19 protein-coding genes are annotated in these 15688 nt (G+C 56.6%); 1 reads left to right on the top strand and 18 read right to left on the bottom strand.

What is annotated here, in order from left to right; all coding sequences use genetic code 11:
* Positions 1–231: 231 nt before the first annotated feature.
* From F617_RS0126275 to F617_RS27605, 11 genes are all read right to left on the bottom strand, one after another.
* Complete coding sequence (locus F617_RS0126275; RefSeq protein ID WP_019567380.1) at positions 232–501, bottom strand: hypothetical protein; 270 nt, start codon at positions 499–501, stop codon at positions 232–234.
* Positions 501–1031 (bottom strand): hypothetical protein, encoded by a 531-nt coding sequence (locus F617_RS0126270; protein ID WP_019567379.1) that lies wholly within the window; start codon positions 1029–1031, stop codon positions 501–503. The genes F617_RS0126275 and F617_RS0126270 overlap by 1 nt, the downstream gene beginning before the upstream one ends.
* A gap of 1 nt (position 1032) precedes the next feature.
* Entirely contained in the window at positions 1033–1392 is a 360-nt protein-coding gene (locus F617_RS0126265; RefSeq protein WP_019567378.1) for a hypothetical protein, read from the bottom strand.
* 27 nt (positions 1393–1419) lie between these two features.
* The gene (locus F617_RS0126260; protein WP_019567377.1) at positions 1420–3216 is read right to left on the bottom strand and encodes a hypothetical protein; all 1797 of its coding nucleotides are present in this window, start codon (positions 3214–3216) and stop codon (positions 1420–1422) included.
* Complete coding sequence (locus tag F617_RS0126255; protein WP_019567376.1) at positions 3213–3512, bottom strand: hypothetical protein; 300 nt, start codon at positions 3510–3512, stop codon at positions 3213–3215. Before F617_RS0126255 ends, F617_RS0126260 begins: the two co-directional genes overlap by 4 nt.
* Entirely contained in the window at positions 3494–3841 is a 348-nt protein-coding gene (locus F617_RS0126250) for a hypothetical protein (protein WP_019567375.1), read from the bottom strand. The genes F617_RS0126255 and F617_RS0126250 overlap by 19 nt, the downstream gene beginning before the upstream one ends.
* Positions 3841–4317, bottom strand: a complete 477-nt coding sequence (locus F617_RS0126245; RefSeq protein ID WP_155846305.1) for a lysozyme — start codon at positions 4315–4317, stop codon at positions 3841–3843. Before F617_RS0126245 ends, F617_RS0126250 begins: the two co-directional genes overlap by 1 nt.
* A 202-nt stretch (positions 4318–4519) precedes the next feature.
* Positions 4520–4849 (bottom strand): hypothetical protein, encoded by a 330-nt coding sequence (locus F617_RS0126235; RefSeq protein ID WP_155846304.1) that lies wholly within the window; start codon positions 4847–4849, stop codon positions 4520–4522.
* A gap of 18 nt (positions 4850–4867) precedes the next feature.
* Positions 4868–5281, bottom strand: coding sequence for a hypothetical protein (locus F617_RS28555; RefSeq protein ID WP_155846303.1), 414 nt, complete (start codon positions 5279–5281; stop codon positions 4868–4870).
* Entirely contained in the window at positions 5278–6495 is a 1218-nt protein-coding gene (locus F617_RS0126225) for a hypothetical protein (protein ID WP_019567370.1), read from the bottom strand. Before F617_RS0126225 ends, F617_RS28555 begins: the two co-directional genes overlap by 4 nt.
* Positions 6496–6507: 12 nt before the next feature.
* Positions 6508–7683 (bottom strand): glycoside hydrolase family 73 protein, encoded by a 1176-nt coding sequence (locus tag F617_RS27605; protein WP_019567369.1) that lies wholly within the window; start codon positions 7681–7683, stop codon positions 6508–6510.
* Between the two features lie 64 nt (positions 7684–7747).
* On the opposite strand from F617_RS27605, the gene F617_RS0126215 reads away from it, so the two are divergent.
* Positions 7748–8035: a hypothetical protein gene (locus F617_RS0126215; RefSeq protein WP_019567368.1), complete on the top strand. Its 288-nt coding sequence runs from the start codon at positions 7748–7750 to the stop codon at positions 8033–8035.
* A 450-nt stretch (positions 8036–8485) separates the two neighbouring features.
* Here the strand turns inward: F617_RS0126215 and F617_RS0126205 are convergent, their stop codons facing one another.
* From F617_RS0126205 to F617_RS0126175, 7 genes are read right to left on the bottom strand one after another with little or no spacing between them, the layout of a single operon-like run.
* The gene (locus F617_RS0126205; RefSeq protein ID WP_155846302.1) at positions 8486–10906 is read right to left on the bottom strand and encodes a hypothetical protein; all 2421 of its coding nucleotides are present in this window, start codon (positions 10904–10906) and stop codon (positions 8486–8488) included.
* Positions 10906–11973: a hypothetical protein gene (locus F617_RS27445; RefSeq protein WP_019567365.1), complete on the bottom strand. Its 1068-nt coding sequence runs from the start codon at positions 11971–11973 to the stop codon at positions 10906–10908. Before F617_RS27445 ends, F617_RS0126205 begins: the two co-directional genes overlap by 1 nt.
* A gap of 12 nt (positions 11974–11985) precedes the next feature.
* On the bottom strand, positions 11986–12831 hold the full coding sequence (locus F617_RS0126195; RefSeq protein ID WP_019567364.1) for a hypothetical protein: 846 nt from the start codon (positions 12829–12831) through the stop codon (positions 11986–11988).
* A gap of 1 nt (position 12832) precedes the next feature.
* Positions 12833–13237 (bottom strand): hypothetical protein, encoded by a 405-nt coding sequence (locus F617_RS0126190; RefSeq protein WP_019567363.1) that lies wholly within the window; start codon positions 13235–13237, stop codon positions 12833–12835.
* Positions 13234–13575, bottom strand: a complete 342-nt coding sequence (locus F617_RS0126185; protein ID WP_019567362.1) for a hypothetical protein — start codon at positions 13573–13575, stop codon at positions 13234–13236. The genes F617_RS0126190 and F617_RS0126185 overlap by 4 nt, the downstream gene beginning before the upstream one ends.
* Positions 13572–15023, bottom strand: a complete 1452-nt coding sequence (locus F617_RS0126180) for a hypothetical protein (RefSeq protein WP_019567361.1) — start codon at positions 15021–15023, stop codon at positions 13572–13574. The genes F617_RS0126185 and F617_RS0126180 overlap by 4 nt, the downstream gene beginning before the upstream one ends.
* Entirely contained in the window at positions 15020–15685 is a 666-nt protein-coding gene (locus F617_RS0126175; RefSeq protein ID WP_019567360.1) for a hypothetical protein, read from the bottom strand. The genes F617_RS0126180 and F617_RS0126175 overlap by 4 nt, the downstream gene beginning before the upstream one ends.
* Positions 15686–15688: the final 3 nt, after the last annotated feature.

Genomic DNA, 15688 nt, shown 5'->3' with positions numbered 1-15688 from the left:
GTTACGGAGGTAAATCATACTCCCTTAGCAGGGGAGCGCCTTCGACCACTCGGCCACCTCTCCGGTAAGCGCCTGATACGGGCAAACCATCGCAGGATCAAGGGCTTTGTGCGATTTTTCGTAAAATATTCGCTTTGCGCTGCGTCTCTATCCTTGCAGTTAAAAGCAGAACGATTCCGGTACGTGTGACACGGCGTGACACGTACAAGACACACCGGAATCTGGTTATGTTCACCCGAACTGCTTCTTGGCCTTCTGGATCAGGAAGCCCGCGATAGGCCAACTTGCAAATCCCGTAATCCATGCCGCCGCAACGACGTGGTCAACGTCCTTATCCCACGCCATATAGTCGAGAACCACGAAATACAGGATCGATGCTGCGATGAAGGAAAAGGCGAATCGCATGATCGCATCGACAATGCTCTTGGGCTTTACGAAAAGCAGACCGGACGCGGCCCCAAGCAGCGCGCCGATGTACCGATAATCATCAGGGTCCACCATCACATCACTTTCTTGAACGGCTTCGACGCGTGCGTTTTCGCGTGGGCAACGTGCATAACCGAACCCAGATGACGACGATAAGAACGAGAAATATCAAATCCGCCATCTCTGAGCGTATCCCCGATGCCTATGCCCCCGATCAGCAGCAACGCCAATACATTCATGAATTCGAGGATTGAACCGTACATTGTGATGGAGAGCGGCGGCGGGTATCCGGTGAGGACGCCGAAGCACTGAAGCAGATCGATCGTGGCCGACACCATGAAGATTGTGCCGAGACCGCGCTTTTCCCACGCCTCTTCGTGTTTGTGGGTGATGATGAAATACACCAGCCCGTCGAATAGGAACGATACGCCAGCGTCAGGCGGATACCACCCGAGCAAATCGGGACGCGGCGCATGGAGGTAAAATACTGGGCCAAGATAGGCCACCAGTACGGCCACGATCCACAGCGAGGCGCGAGGCGTTCCCCTTGACACGAGAAACGCCACCGCAGCGATTGCGATAATGGTCAGGTGATACCACTGCATCTTAACGGCCGCCCCCGAACGGAGTGATCATGCCGGTATCGCGCCGAACGAAGTCAACGCCGCCGACAGACGAGACCGAGCCGAGATCGACATCGTTGTCCTTGGCAAGCTGCGTGCCAGACAGGTGCAGCACGGCGGCAAGTTCTGCAGCCTCGGCAATCTTGCCAGAGAGCGAGCGGGCCTGTGCAAGCATGCGCTTTGCTTCCAGCGGGTTGACGAAGAAGCCGTTTTTTACAGCCTCCTCTATGACCTGCGCATAGCGAATGCCGGCGCGATAGGACTTGGCGAGATATTTATCAAGCAGGGCCTGTGCGTCCACGCCGTTGGAAACGATTTCGGATTTCTTTTCTGTGGTCGTCATGCTGGTTCCTTTTCAGCTTTATGGATGTCAGGCGGCGTTTGCTTCGAGGATGACGCCGTTTAGGTAAACCGCCGTAGTGTTGCCCGTACCCCGGTTGATGGTCATTTCGACTTCCCCGGCAGTTGGAGCAAGTCCAGTGAAATCGGCAACGCTTATGAGATTGCCAAGAACGTTGACGGTTTGCGTAACGCCACCTATGACAAAGTCCTGAAGGCGAGAGCCTGTGCCAGCGCGAGAACCCATCGCCTTGATCCGGTAGCGCTCCGAAGCATCACCGTTTGTAAGTTTGACTGCCATGCTGTCCACGGTATCGGAAAGATAACCAAGCAGAACGCTGTCAGGGAATTCAGCGCCAGGAGCGGCACCTTGGGCGCCGAAGGCAAAGGCGCCATTGCCGGCTACGGAGATATTCCAGACGTAGGAGGTCTTGAAGCCGTCCTCCGTAATGATGTCCGTAATAGCAGCGCCGACGGTTGTTCTCGCGGTGTTAGTCCACGGTGCTGGCGGTGCGTTTGCGTCAGGTCCGTGGCTGATCTTCATGCGTGACGGCAACAGGCTCGTGACGGCATCAACACGGGCCTGAAGTGCTGTCTTCGTGCTGGATGCGGGGAGAGAGCTAACCGCGTATCCGGCCTCACGCTTCAGATGGTAAAGACGCTCGGCCTCAAGCCGCTTTACCAGCATCAGAGCATAGCTATCTGGCCATCTGGAATTGCGGACGCGGCCTTCCATCGTGCGCACCAACTCTTCACGATAGGTCGTGTAGTTGCTGTAATGGATCTGGTCTTGCAGCCAATTTCGATTGTACAGCGCCCAAGAGTATAGGTTGATGCGCGAGACACCTAGTGCTTTGTCGAAGCAATCAGGGTTATCCGCAAGGATGGCAGGCCACATGATTTGCTGGTTGTAAGGTAGTGATCCATTATCAGGGGCTGCCGGCGTTACCCCGGTATATTCGCGGAAAGTGATATCGGAAGTAAAAATTTTCCAGCCAGAGAACGCGGCTACGATCTGGTCAACAAGGCTTCTCATTGTGGTCAGACTTGCCGGAGAATCATCACTGATCGGCTGAGCGTTCGTGATGTCATTCCCGATCAGGTTGTCGAGATAGACGCGGGAAACGAAAGAGCTGAACGCCGATATGGCGGGAGAGCAGTTCGCCAAAATACCGGAGGCAGTTTCGCCCGCTTCGCCAAAGTTGAAGACAATCGGATCGGAGGATGGAAATGCGGCCCGTATTGCATCCTCATACACAAGCGACAGGAAGCCGTTCGTTGTCTGGGATGCTCCCATAATCAACTGCGCATCATTGCGAACCTTGCTGGCCTGCAGCTGGTTGATCAAGGGGTAAACAGAATAGACTGTCGAAGCTGCGGGATTGTTAATCACCAGCCTCACCCAGCGCCCAGATGCGGCGGCCGGCAACGGAATTGGTTGCCGGCGCCCTGTGTAGAATGCGGTCGGAGAAACCAGAGAATATGAGATTGCCGTCCACGTGCCGTTAGAACCATCGGTGCTATCGTCGCTGTACGCAGCCGACACAGTTGCACTTGCCCCCTCGAATACGAATGAAAGCAGGCCACCCGGAGCGGCGACGGCTCCCAGCTTCCAAGCCACGGTTCTGGTCGTGGTTGCGGCGATCGGATACGATGGCCGAGATTTGTCGGAGCCAGCGGCTACAAGAGCTGCAACGAGAACGCTATCACCAAGGCTGTCATAAGCAGCGAGAACGGGTACACGCCAACTGGTGACAGGAGCAATATTCGGCAGCTTACCCGGCTTACCAGACAATCCGAGAGATAGGCCAAGTCCAAGACCGATCATTGTGCAATTCTCCTATTGTAGTCATCGGCCCATGCCTGGCAGTCTCTGGCCAGCTGGTCGCGGTTGTCGGCGGCGACATTCCAGCGCCACGAATGAATTACCCACGGTTCGTCGCGGAGCCTGACGCGCTCCATAACGGCTGTGCAGGCGGCAGGGAGGACGAGGACGGGACGGCGGGCGTCAGTCTCGCCCTTGACGACGGATGCGGCCTTGAGGCGTTGTCCGGTCGTCTGGCATCCGGTAAAGCTCATGAGGAACAGCGCGGCGGCTGCAAGGATCAGCGCTCGGATAGCCATTTCTTGTCGCTTTCATTGGGGCGGGAGAGATTGGCGTCCTTGGCGGCTTCTTCGGCCAAGCGGTCGGCCTCTGCTTCTGCGGCCTCTCGTGCCTTCGTGGCTTCGTCAGCACGTTTCGTGGCGGCGGCTAATGATTGGTCAGCCGCCTCACGCAGAGAGCGCTCCTTGTCCAGTTGAGCCTGAAGCGCATCACGTTCCGACTGCTGCACGTATCCGGCCAAAGCCTGTCGCCGCACATAGGGATTGTCGATCGTCTCGTTGTAGAGGTGTGCGAGGGCCAGCATCGCCAGCGCGCCTACCGCCATGTAGATGTAGGTGAGGACTGACATCAGACACCCTCAAGGCAGATCTTCTGCTCTTCAGCCCGACGATTGACGAGACCCTTGACGACGCGACCGCCTGCGCGGTTCCATGCCGGGATAGCGTTGCAAGCGCCCTTCAGGTCACCCTCGTTTGCCTTACGGGCAACCGTCGAGCCACAGAATGCCCCGGTCCCGATATTGTAGGAGAGCGACAGAAACGCGGTGTACGGCTTGTCAGGAATCAAATCGGGGGCCTTGAGGCACTTGCGCATGTTCGTCTCGAACTCAACAAGGGCATCGCCAAGCATGGCGCGGCATTCGTCCATGGTGTAGCGATCACCCATCTTGACACCACGGGTTTCTCCAAAGCAGACCGTTGGCACGCCTACGATATCCTTATAGGCAACCGTCTTAACGCCTTCCCATGCGCCGACGAGGGCGACCGCGCCGGCCATGAGCGCGCCGGATTTCTTCAGCCTGCTTTTACTGGTGTCTATCGGCATCAAGGCCTCCTTGCGAGATAATGCGGAACAGAGGGGCGAGAACCAGAACCGCGACCGGAACCCACCACGGCAGGTAATCGGCGGCATACGGAACGGCGTTCTCAGCGATCTGGAGAGCCGTCGCTATGTAGACAGCCCAAAGGGATGACGCGCGCCAAAGCACGCGCCGCCAATTACGGATGAGCATGGGGGAAGCCTCTATTCAGGCGTAGATGAGAACGCCGTCAGGGCCGTCAGGCGAGGCGGTCGGATTAGCCTTGAAGGCCGTAATAAGCGGCTGAGACAGCGACGCCGTGGACTGGAGCGTAATTGCCCCGTCATAGGTCAGGACGCCGATCACCTGCGTTGCATTCGGGATCGTGTCCCAGCACCAAACCTTGTGGCCTGTTGGGCCGGGGTTAGTCTGGCCGGGGGCCGGAGGCTCATTCTTAAGGCGCTGGAAAGCAACCGCCGCCTCAAGGCCGGGAACGCATGTGATGATTTCGAGATTGGTAACGCCGTTGGCGGTGCGCTCAAGCACAAGTTTGCTCATGTCCATGACTCCGTGTCCTTAGAAGTTGTAGAGGGAGAATCCGAATGTTGGCGGCGTAATCAGATTTCCGCCGGCATGATCGCGAACTTCAAGAATGGCGTAATCGCCTCCCCACTCAGCGATCGAGACGCTGACGCCGTTATTGGGAACGACAAACGGAGAGGTTTCGCCAAGATTGTGGATGAATATTGCGAGGAATGTTCCGGTATCGACGTAGATCATGCCGCCGATACGGAAAACACCTAGAACGCCTGCCACTTCCTGATCCTGAATGATTACCTGCATTGCACAGGCAATCCTCTGAGGCTCCAGAGATCCGACTGGATCTTCTGGTGCGGGCGGAAGAGAGGACAAAAACTCTTCCTCTTCCTCCGGTGTCATGTCACGAGTGATACTCTCGCCCGTCAGGGCATTGTAGATTGATAAAGTCATCCACGGATCCCCTCGAACTGGAATTCACCATTAATGCCGCCGCCAGCCGACGAAATTATGCGCAAGGCGTTTCGCGCGGTCGTTCCGATGGTGCGTTGTGAGATGTTTCGCGAAATTCTGAGGGAACTCGTGTCAATCGATTGCGTGGATGTCGACTGACAGATGCGAGCTTTATTGAAGCTAACGATATTGATCACGCCCCCTGAAACCTCGTCCCCAAGAGAGAGGCCGGCGATGGCATTCGCATCACCAGCCACTGACGAGGTTGTGCCGTTCCATGCGGTTTGTGTGGAAATGTAGAAATAGTCTGCCGTCGAAGTTAGCCAGGATGAGCCATTGTTCGTCGAGAACTGGATCAGAACGCTCTGTGCTGTGACAATGTGGTAATAGGTGCAGCGGATCATCGAGTAAGCGGAAAGATCCGTTACGGCAAACGACGTTTGACCCGTTAGGGCCAACTTTCCAATTGGCTCCCATCCGCCAGAGAACTTGTTGATTGCGGTTGCGGTCTGGAATGAAACGGAGGCGTAAAACGCCGTTCCGGAGCAAATGACATCGACCGTCGAGCCATCCAGAACTGTCAACGTGGACGCGCCGTTGATCAGCTCTGATCCATTAGGATCGATTGTGATGTCTGCGCCTTCTGCGCGAACGGTAATGCGCCAGTTGGCGCCGAGTGTTGCGGCAGCTGTCAAAGACAGGGTGGCCGTGGCTGTAAATCGCAATGTCGCGCCATCATCACCCGCCAAAGCCGTGTAGTTGGCGCTCTTCGAGACAAGAGATGTCTTGTCATCGAGGGACGCAAAAAACTGAGTTCCGTCGCAGACGATTGTCGCGATCGCCCCTTGCGGGATAATCAGTGTATCAACGCCGTTGATGGTTTCGGCCGCATTGGGGTCAACCGTGATCGCGCCGCTTTCAGCGCTAACCTTTACATGCCAGTTAAGTCCGAGTGTCGCTGCTGCAGTGAGCGATAGAGTATACGGTCCACTGAACTTGATGAAAGCATTGTTGTCATTGAGGACGGCGGTATAATTGCCCGTTTTCGAGGCATAAACCTGCTTGTAGTCGAGGTCCTGCCGCATCTGCGCCATGAGTGTGCGAAAGGCATTGTCGAAGTTATTGACAGCGGATGTTCCCTGGATACCAATGCCGCCGATATCGGTGTTGCTGTCTGGCGTGGTGCTGTAGTCAAGAAGTGAGTTCTTCGCCATTAATGGCTCTCCTTACCAAAGGCCTGCTGAACCGCTATCAACGGCGTCACGGAAGTCCTTGCTTTCGTTGTAGGCGTCGCGCCCGTAGTCGTTCAGGCCGCCATAGCTGCGGTCATCTGTGCCATTCGGATTGAGACGTTCAGGGGCGGCAGGGTGATATCCGCTATTGGAGAAGCTCTTGCCGAGATAACCGCCGAGGAGGCCGCCAGCTGGGCCAAGCAGCGCGCCGCCAAGGATAGCGCCGCCGAGTGTCCCGAGAATGCTGCGGTTGCGCATGTCGCTCGTGGTCTGCGCGGCGATCTGTTGCTGACGTGCCGAAATCTGTGGGGCAGAGACGGCGCCCGTTGTCATCTGGGATATTGAGCGAGCAGGCGCAGCTTGCGCGACAGCCACGGATGGCTGAACGCCGACAGACGGCTGAACGGAAACCTTGGGGTCAACGTAAGCAGGAACTTCGGTAACGGCTGGCGGAATATTCGGCAAAATCCCGACTGACAGCTGTTGATCAAGCAGGCCACGCTGAAGAGCCGCCTTCCCTTGAGCTACAGCATTGGGAGATGCAAAGCGGGTAGCGTCGAACGTGGGTGAAGTCGGAGCAGGCCCGAAACGGCTCGCATCGAATGGAGACATGGCTACCTCTTGCAAGGGGGCGCGTTGAACGGAGGAGAGAGGCGCGGTGTAGGTAGGTTCGGGTCGAGCCGTGGGGGTCGGGATGCTGCGAATGTCGGGCGCTATTGCGTTTAGGAGGCCGACATCCTTGCCGTATGTTCCCTGAATGCTGTTCAGCTTCGACCCGTATTTGCTGTCTGTGGCATAGCCACCCGGCTTGCCTGCCCCGAGTGCAGAGACCGCTTCGGCAAAGGTTGGCGCAGACAGTGCGCTTGACCACTTGTTACCGACAGTAGAGGCCCAATCTCGAAGTGACTGGACGGGGCTGTCATAAGCGCGGAAGCGATCGGTGATGTTCTGCCTCTTGCCGCCTACCTCTTCCCATGTTCGGGCGTTTTTTGTAGGGCCAGTCCACGACGAACCGGCCTTGACGCCGAAATAGTTGTTGCCGGCCACACTGCGGCCGAAACCGGTTTCAAGCGACGCTTGAGACGCCGCGAGATGGGCGCGGGTGTCATCCAGCCCTGCGGCCTTCGCGTGGCCGTATACTTCGTTGTAAAATTCTTGGCGTCTGTCCATGGGGCATCCTTGAAGGAAGCTGAAACTTCGCGTATCCTAAGAAGTCTTTTCGAAAGGTCCGGGGATGAAGAAGCTTGTTGTTTTGGCAGCGATTGTTTTCGCGCCTCTGGCGGCCAATGCCGCAGATGGTTTTTCTACTGTCGATGAGTTTCAACCGGACTTTGACAAAGCAAAACCTTGCAAAGAGATCGACGGTCGCAAAGTTTGGAAGGGTGAGAAGGCTTTCTACATCCAGGCTTACGCATTCTCGACTGGCCAATCAAAAGCGCTAAGCGATGACGCCGCTTCTACCGTTGTCAAATCAGATCAATCCAAAGACGTGATCGACCTATACGAAAGGGCCTGCCGGTGAGAGCAGCATTTCTATCCTTGTTTGCAGTTGCTTTGCTACCAAGCTGCGCCGCTGAGCGGCCGGCTGTTGGCCCGGAACTTGCTTCAATCCGCAAGACCTGTGAAGGTTACGGATTTAAGGTTGGCTCCCAGCAGCACGCCAATTGCGTTTATCAGATGGATCAAGAGCGCATGGCCTCAAATCGGGACAGGCGTATACGATTTGCAAACTCAATGAGCATGATGGGTGCCGGCATTCAGGCGCAGAACAACATGAACGCGCTCAACAGGCCGATTAACACCACCTGCTCGCGCAATGGCTATTACACCAACTGCACGAGCTTTTGATGGAAAGACCGGACGCATGGACAATCATCGGTCATCTTCTAGCGGTAGCGCTTCTGATGCCTTTGGGCATATGGTTGAAAGCCAATTACGCTCAATCACTTGGCGCGTGGACTTTGTCCTGGTTCTATTGAGCCGACATTTGGGCGCCGAGAACAGCGCCGCTTCTTGACGGAACAGCGAGAGCGTTACTCAGTGCCTCGATAGCCTTCATGTATGCAGGCTGCCGCGCTGCTTGGCGAACGGCGACATTAAGAGCGCCGCGATTGTTGCTCGTCAAAAGCTTTGCAACCTGCTGCATAACGTTGTTATCCACGCGCTGCCCGAGATATCGCGCACCACGCATAGCCGCCGCTCCCGCCAGTGCGCCAGACCAGTCACCAGTAAGGAACGCGCCGCCACCCGCACCAATCCCGAGTTCGACAAGCTGCCGCGCCGTGGTGGAATTGCCCATAGCGCCACGCAGACGATCGGCTAGATCCTCCACGCGGACATAGGCTTCAACTTCTTTCATTCGCTGAGGGCCAAGCACCAATTCCATAGAGTCCCTAGCCGACTGGCTTTTGAAGACGGAATTGATAACGTTGGTGCGATCGCCGGAAGACCTGATCTTGTCGATCAACTCGGAGGCATAGCCGGTTGCGAATGCCTCACGCTCCGGCGCTTTCATAGACTCGAAGCCCTTCTTGGCCTCCGGTACAAGGCGTGGCGTATTGGCAAATTTCTTCCCAGCCTCAAGCGCGTCTTCCGCACCGAAGAAAGCAGCGGCACCAGCGCGCGCAGTCTTGTACTGCGGCACAATCCCGTCAAGTTCGTCAACAAGTGCCGACTTCAGCGCCGTTAGATCCGCAGCCAGTGCGTTCTTTCCTGCGCGCCGAGCGGTGCCAATGCCGTCATCAAGGTTGATTTTGACTTGGTTCCAGAACTCAAGAGACGGCGTTACCAGCGTTCCGTCTGCCTTTCTCGTCAAGACATATGCGCCGCTACTGTTCTTGGTGAACGGATTGCCTATCTCCTTGAAGCCCTGCGTTGCGGCACGGTCGGCTGATCGTTTCGGGACCTGATCGACGGCGCGGCGGAAAGATGGGGCCTGCATCAACTCTTGAATGCGAGGGGTGAACACCTGCTGAGCTTCAGGCGCCATAAAGGCTGCATTGTACGCTGGCCGGTTTACGATCGCCGCATTGCGCTTGAGCGTCTCCTGATATGTCAAATCATCGACCTGACCGCTCGTAATGCGCTTGATGAAGTCCATGGCGCGGTTCGACTGAGACCCGAACCGGTCAGAGGCAACGTTCTCGATTGCAGCGCGGGCTTCAGGTGACTGGTTAGCTACCGACCGTGCAAGCGCACGTGTGGTTTCTCCACCCCTGTCAGCGTTGATGATAGGCACGTTGTTGACCGCTGCGGCGGCCTCATCCGCGCTGCTGAGCAATGATCCTGGATTAGCCTGCGCATCGCGAGAGAGCGCCATACCGACGCGTCGGCTTGCTTCGTCGGCAGGGTTCAGGATGGCATTAACCGTGGGACGCACACGATCACCTATAGCGCGACCAGCGGCAGAGAGGCCAGCGCCAACAATCGGAACTGCGGCGCCAATACCGGCGCCTATCTGCGCGCTTCCAATCGCCCCATCAACACCCTGACCGCGAACAAGAGCGTCAGCGCCAGAAATTGCACCGCTGGAAAGACCAGACATGAGGGCGCGTTGCCCGAGACTTTTACCGGTGATGCCAAGCAAACGCGCTCCCGTGGCCGTTGCGCCAATTGGTGCCATTGCGCCAATATTCCCGACCACGGCGCCGGCCAGTCTGGAACCGGGGTTTTCCGCCTGCGCGGCTTCCGTCGCAACTCGACCCTGTTTCAGGTTGTTGGCATAACTATCACCATCAATAGCGGACGCAATGCCTGCGGCTGTACGTTGGGCGCCACCAAGCAACGCAGGCCCGACGATGGGGAGGTCTCCAATAGCGCCGGTCAGGAATGCACCAGCCTTGCCGCCAATACCCTGCTGCTCTTCTTTTGCAAGCTCAGCCTGTCCTTCCTCGAAAGAAAGATGGCGACCGCTGGGCGTGGGCTTTGCCGGCTCGTCATTCGGGCCTGCCTGTTTAGCGGGGCCAAGAGACGCAGCGATCTCGTCAACCGTCGCATTCTGCTCTTCCGGCGAGAGGGAAAGGAACGAATCGTCCACCTTCACCTTTTTGCCGTTGATGTTGAGTGTTACGCCCTTTGGCTTTCCCGCATACATACCTTCTTGCTGCGTGTGCAGACTTTCTGCGTACTTGGTAGCGTTTTCAGGGGTATCGAATATACCAAGGTTTTGGCCGGTCTGATGATACAGGTTCACGGCGTCATCATCTGAAAGGACACGACCATCCGGTGAAACTGTAGGGATCAGGATTTCCCGGCCATCTTCGTTAATCGACATGGATCGGACGGTGCTAATAGAGCCGTCAGGGTTTTTGACAACTGGTCGCTTTGAAAGATCAATGTTCCCCGGGGAAAGAAGACCAGAAGCGTTTTGTGTCGCCATGTTGAGTGTTGCCATCAGGGTTCAACGCTCCAGCTTACGCCCGAAGACGTGCGATTGCCTTTTGCCGCGCCACCAGACGGAGCGCCGCCACCAGCCTTTTGACGGGCGCGCGCAAGGCCTGTCTGAACGATAGTGCGGAGTTCTCCGAGAGCCTGGCGATAGTCCGCCTCACTCTGCGCCGTGTTAAGGCGCGCCATGGCTTCCGTCGCCTTCTTGCCTTCAACTTCGGTGATCTGGCCACCGCCGCGAAGAGCGTTATAAGCCTGAAGGAATGACTGGCCACCGATCTGGTCCATCTTTGACTGCACGCGGGCAGCATCGGAGGTCAAATTAGGCATGCGGCCCTGAACCGAACCAACCATGCTATCGAGATAAGGGTCGCTTGCAAGACTATCGATCGTAGACAGCATATTGTTGCCAGCTTCTTCGACCTGCGGCAGCGCGGCGCGCGCATCTCCCAAGGCCTTGCCACCGGCCTTCTGCTCTTCGGCGTCGGCAAGGTTCTTCGGGATCTGGCCAATAGGCTGTCGCGTGATTGGGTCAAGCAGAACCGTATGCGTGCCGGCGTCAATGCGAATAGGCTCTTTCGACAGCGTCACCCCTTCGGGGAGAGCCGTGCGCCGAGACGTGCCGCCCTTGCTCAACTGGATGATAACGGGATTGCCATTCGCATCCGTGCCATACTGAGGGTTCAGACCATATTCCTGGTCATCCGCGCCACCAACGCTAGCCGGAGGAGTAATCCACTGGCCATTGCTTGTATCGTAAAGAGCCTTACCCACTGCCATGTAGTTGTTTTTCGGCTTCTGTGCCTCAAGCTTCTGCTGATAGTAGAGCTTGTAGGCATCGCCGGCGCCAAGCGTTCCGCTTTCGACAGCCTGCGCAAGCTCTGGATTAGCCGCCTTCAGGAACTCAACCGTTTTGTTCAGTTTGCGCGCGTCGGAAAACCCCTTGAGGCCCATCGCTGCCTGCTCGTTCCCGGTTCGGCCAGAAAGAAGACCAAGACCAGACTGAAGCAGGGCATCGCTATTTCGCTGAACGCTGGGGAACAGGTTCGAGGCAAAATTATCAAAAAGTGCCATGTCGTATACCCCTTAGAACAGGCCACCAAGAAGGCCAAGACCTGACAACCCGTAGCCAGCAGCAGTCAAGAATGGGTTTTGGCCCGGCTGCGTTGTTGTCTGCGTGCCACCCATGGAACCGGCGCCCGTCGCAATAGCATTGAGGCGACCCAGCTGCTCCCACGGCTTGTTCTGGTTCTCGTTGAAGATGCGCAACTCGTCATTCTTGTAGCGGGTGGCGAGGTCTTCATTCATCGCGCCGACGTTCATCAGATCCTGATTTGGTGCATTGAGGCCGGTATAAGCGGCGCCCAGGTTGCCAAATCCCTGCTGACCCATGTTGAACAGGTTCGTGTTCGCGGAATCCCTGCGGCCCTGCCAGTTGCTATAATCGTTGAATATCGTGCTGTTGGTTAGATCGCCAATGTTCTTCGCAAGCAGGTTCTGGTTTGCACCAGAACCATACCGACCGGCGGCCGATGCGTTCAGATTGACGCTGTCACCGACCTTGGAGGCCTGCGCGTCGAGAACCTTCTGAAGCTCCGGCGAGACAGAATAGGAGGAGTTTGCGAGGTTCTGCGTGTTGCGCAGCGCGTCCTGCTGGGCAGCATTATAGCCACCGCTGTTAATGACACCCTGATACTGCCCAGAGAGGCCCGCACCGCCTGTGTTGGCGTTGGCATTGTTCTCAATGTTGCCCATGGCCTGCGTCGTCTGGGAGGCCCACGGAACGACCGTAGAGCCATCATAGACCTGCGAACCAATGCGCCCGTTGTACAGAGCCTGCGCGCCGCCAATAGCCTGATTGAGAGCGGGCTGCGCCCCGGACCAGGGTTCGGAGGATTGCGTCTGCGTTGTCTGCTTTCCGCCACCAACCATATTAAAGCTCCATCACGTAGGTTGAGCGAATTTTCTTCGGCTCATCAAAAATTCTGGCCCATCCGTCGCGACCTTCAGCGACAATTCGCCCCGCACCGTTGGACTTCGCCATGTCAGAAAGGAACGCTTTGACGGCAGCGCCCCACACATCCATCTTCTCGCCAACCAGAGACAGGACACGAAGAACCGCGCCGTTGCTCCAGCGTTCGAAGCGGACGATTGCAGCCATCAGCAAACCTGCCTCATCGCGCACAATCACAAGGAAGGCATGACCGGATCGGCACATTTGCCAAAGCTCACCGGTCGAAAGGTCGTCTCCATACTTCTCCATGATGGCATCAAACCGAGGGCCGACCGTCTGCCACAGCGCATCAACGTCAGCGATATTTGCGATGTAGATGTTCATGATACCTGATACGTCAGCACATAGATGAGCGTGACAGTCACCGAAGCGGCGCCGACTGCCTTTATCGAGTTGCCTGCATCAAGGCGAACAGGCAGATTGCTCTCAACCTGCGTATCGTTTGCTGCAACGGACTTTCTCCAGATAAGGCGGTCAGTTGTGCCGTCATTCCAGTATAGTTCGCAGTTTACCGCTGATCCGGTAGGGTTGACGAAAGACCACGACGCGAGCGTGTTCGTCCTGTCGTCTGCGACATCTCCGATAAGCGTTTTCGATGCGCCGGCAAGCGCTGTGCAAACCGGCTTCCGAATATTGCCGGAGTAACTGGCGTTGACGCTCATTGCTCACCTGCCTCTTCGAATGTCGCCTCGATGTCGGAGATGATTGACCAGTCGGTACCCGAAGGGATTGCGCACGAAAACTTGTGGAGGCGCCCATCCTGACGGAAACTCAACAATCCAGCGCGATTGACTGTCTGCGGGGCAGATGCAGTGCCGGTATCGCCGTGATACCCATAAACAGCGTCTGTAACGGAGAAACCAAGCGCATCAGTGATGACACGTGCTGATCGGCAGAACGTCCGTATGACCGGGTCCGTCTCGACAATAGCTGTTTCGAGTGTTGCACCCAGGTTCTCGCCCGAGAAGAATGCAAGCTTATTGTCTGAAGTGAATGTCGCCATTGTAGGACGGCCACCAAGGAAAAGGCGGCTGTCGAAAGGTTCGGTAACTGCGTCTATAGAAGAATACAGCGTGGCAAGGCCGTCCCATGTCACGCCGGGGGTGACCAGAGACATCATCTCGCCTACCTGCAAGTCAGTCGTGCACCAGCGATCAAGCTGCCAATCGTAACCAAGCCGGCGAAACGTGCCGTCTGTCTTCTGGTATTTCCACCAGATGATCTTTTCGAAAGGGTCTGCCGACCCCTGAACCTCACCAAGATAGGTCATATCGACCTGCGACAGAAACCACTTGTCAACCCGCTCTGCGCCAATTGGCTTTCGATCCGCGCCGGCAAAGAAACCATCTTCGGACAGGTAGAAGAACATTCCAGGACCGATAGAGACGATCGATCGGGGAGAAATAGCCCCCTGCTTCGGGTTCAGCGTCTGGCGAGTGAAGGTGTAGCCCGATGACGGAGAGAATACGAAGAAGTGCATGGCGCTGCGGTTGATGACATAGAAGCCATTCTGCTCACCGAAGCCGCCCATAATTTCCTCGCCTTCCGGCAAGACCTGCTCGTCGGCGCCCTTTTCGCCAATCGTCCAGAACTCAATATCGTTGACACCTGACCAGCGGATAGTCTTTTCGCCGTTGGCGCCGCCGAGATAACCAAGGACGAGAAAGTCACCCGAAACCCACGAGTATTTCGCCTGCGGCGGTGATCCAGCAAGATCCACGCAATTCGTGGCGGCCTCGATGTCGTATTCCTGTATCGGGTCCGAAATATTGTGGATCAGCAGCTTCGTGCCGAACACAGTGAACGTCCACGTGTCGACCAGATTGAGGTTGTACGGCGCCGATGGACCCGAAATGTCATCCCACGAATAATCCGTCGTGTTCAGCCGGTAAATGTTGGTCGCCGTGGCCGCTATGATGGAATAGTTGCCTGAACTGTCGCGAACATAGACCGCGCCACGGCATGCCGCTGGCAGCGCTGCCGAGATGATTGACAGTCCCGGCATAGGCCCCCAGCCGTTGGCAACGGGGAAGCAGTTTATGACGTTCCCACTGACGGCGGCGTTGAAAACGCTCTTGTCAGGCTCAAACGGGCCGAAAGCGAGCCTCATACTGCCGTATCCAGGTTAAAGCTGTAGGCTGTGCGGCGGCGAAGCATGGGATCAACCGTAAGGACACCGCGCTTGCTCTGGGCATAGGTGCTTTTTGCCTCCTGCAAGCCCTCTTCAAGAACCGTCTTCCACATCGCGCCGTCTTTGACGGACTTGGTGTAGAGGCAACCCCACACGATTGATGCAGCAAGGTAGACGTCGGGGTAGTTTGTCAGAAATTCATTCGTCGGAACCGCGTCGGAAAGCGCAAACCGTCCCTGATAGGTGAAGCGGAACGTGTAAGGCACATCGAGCGCGCGGTCGAAGCGGATATAGGAATAGCGGTTGGCTCCGTCGATAACCTCTTCAATGCACCACTGCGAAGGCGTGGCGGCTATATCGAAGTATGGGAAGGAACCCTGCGGCTTTGGAGTGATGGAAAACTCATGGATCACGCCGTCAACATAGAGCGAAACAGGCTCGATGATGTTCATGGCGGTGATGTCGATGTAATTCTGGTTGGCGACGCCGTTCAGAACGATTGTAGAGGCGATGGAATCGATCTGCCGGTTCAGCCGGGCCTCTGCGAGAGCAATAAACTCTGCCGCTTTGCCAGAGATATCATTGCGGGCCATATAGTCGGAAATGGCCGCCTGAAGCTCGGTGTAGTTTGTGATTGCCATCGT

Origin of the sequence: Agrobacterium sp. 10MFCol1.1 (assembly GCF_000381165.1) — a bacterium.
Classification (GTDB): Bacteria; Pseudomonadota; Alphaproteobacteria; order Rhizobiales; family Rhizobiaceae; genus Agrobacterium; species Agrobacterium tumefaciens.
This window is presented reverse-complemented; position numbering and strand designations above follow the sequence as displayed.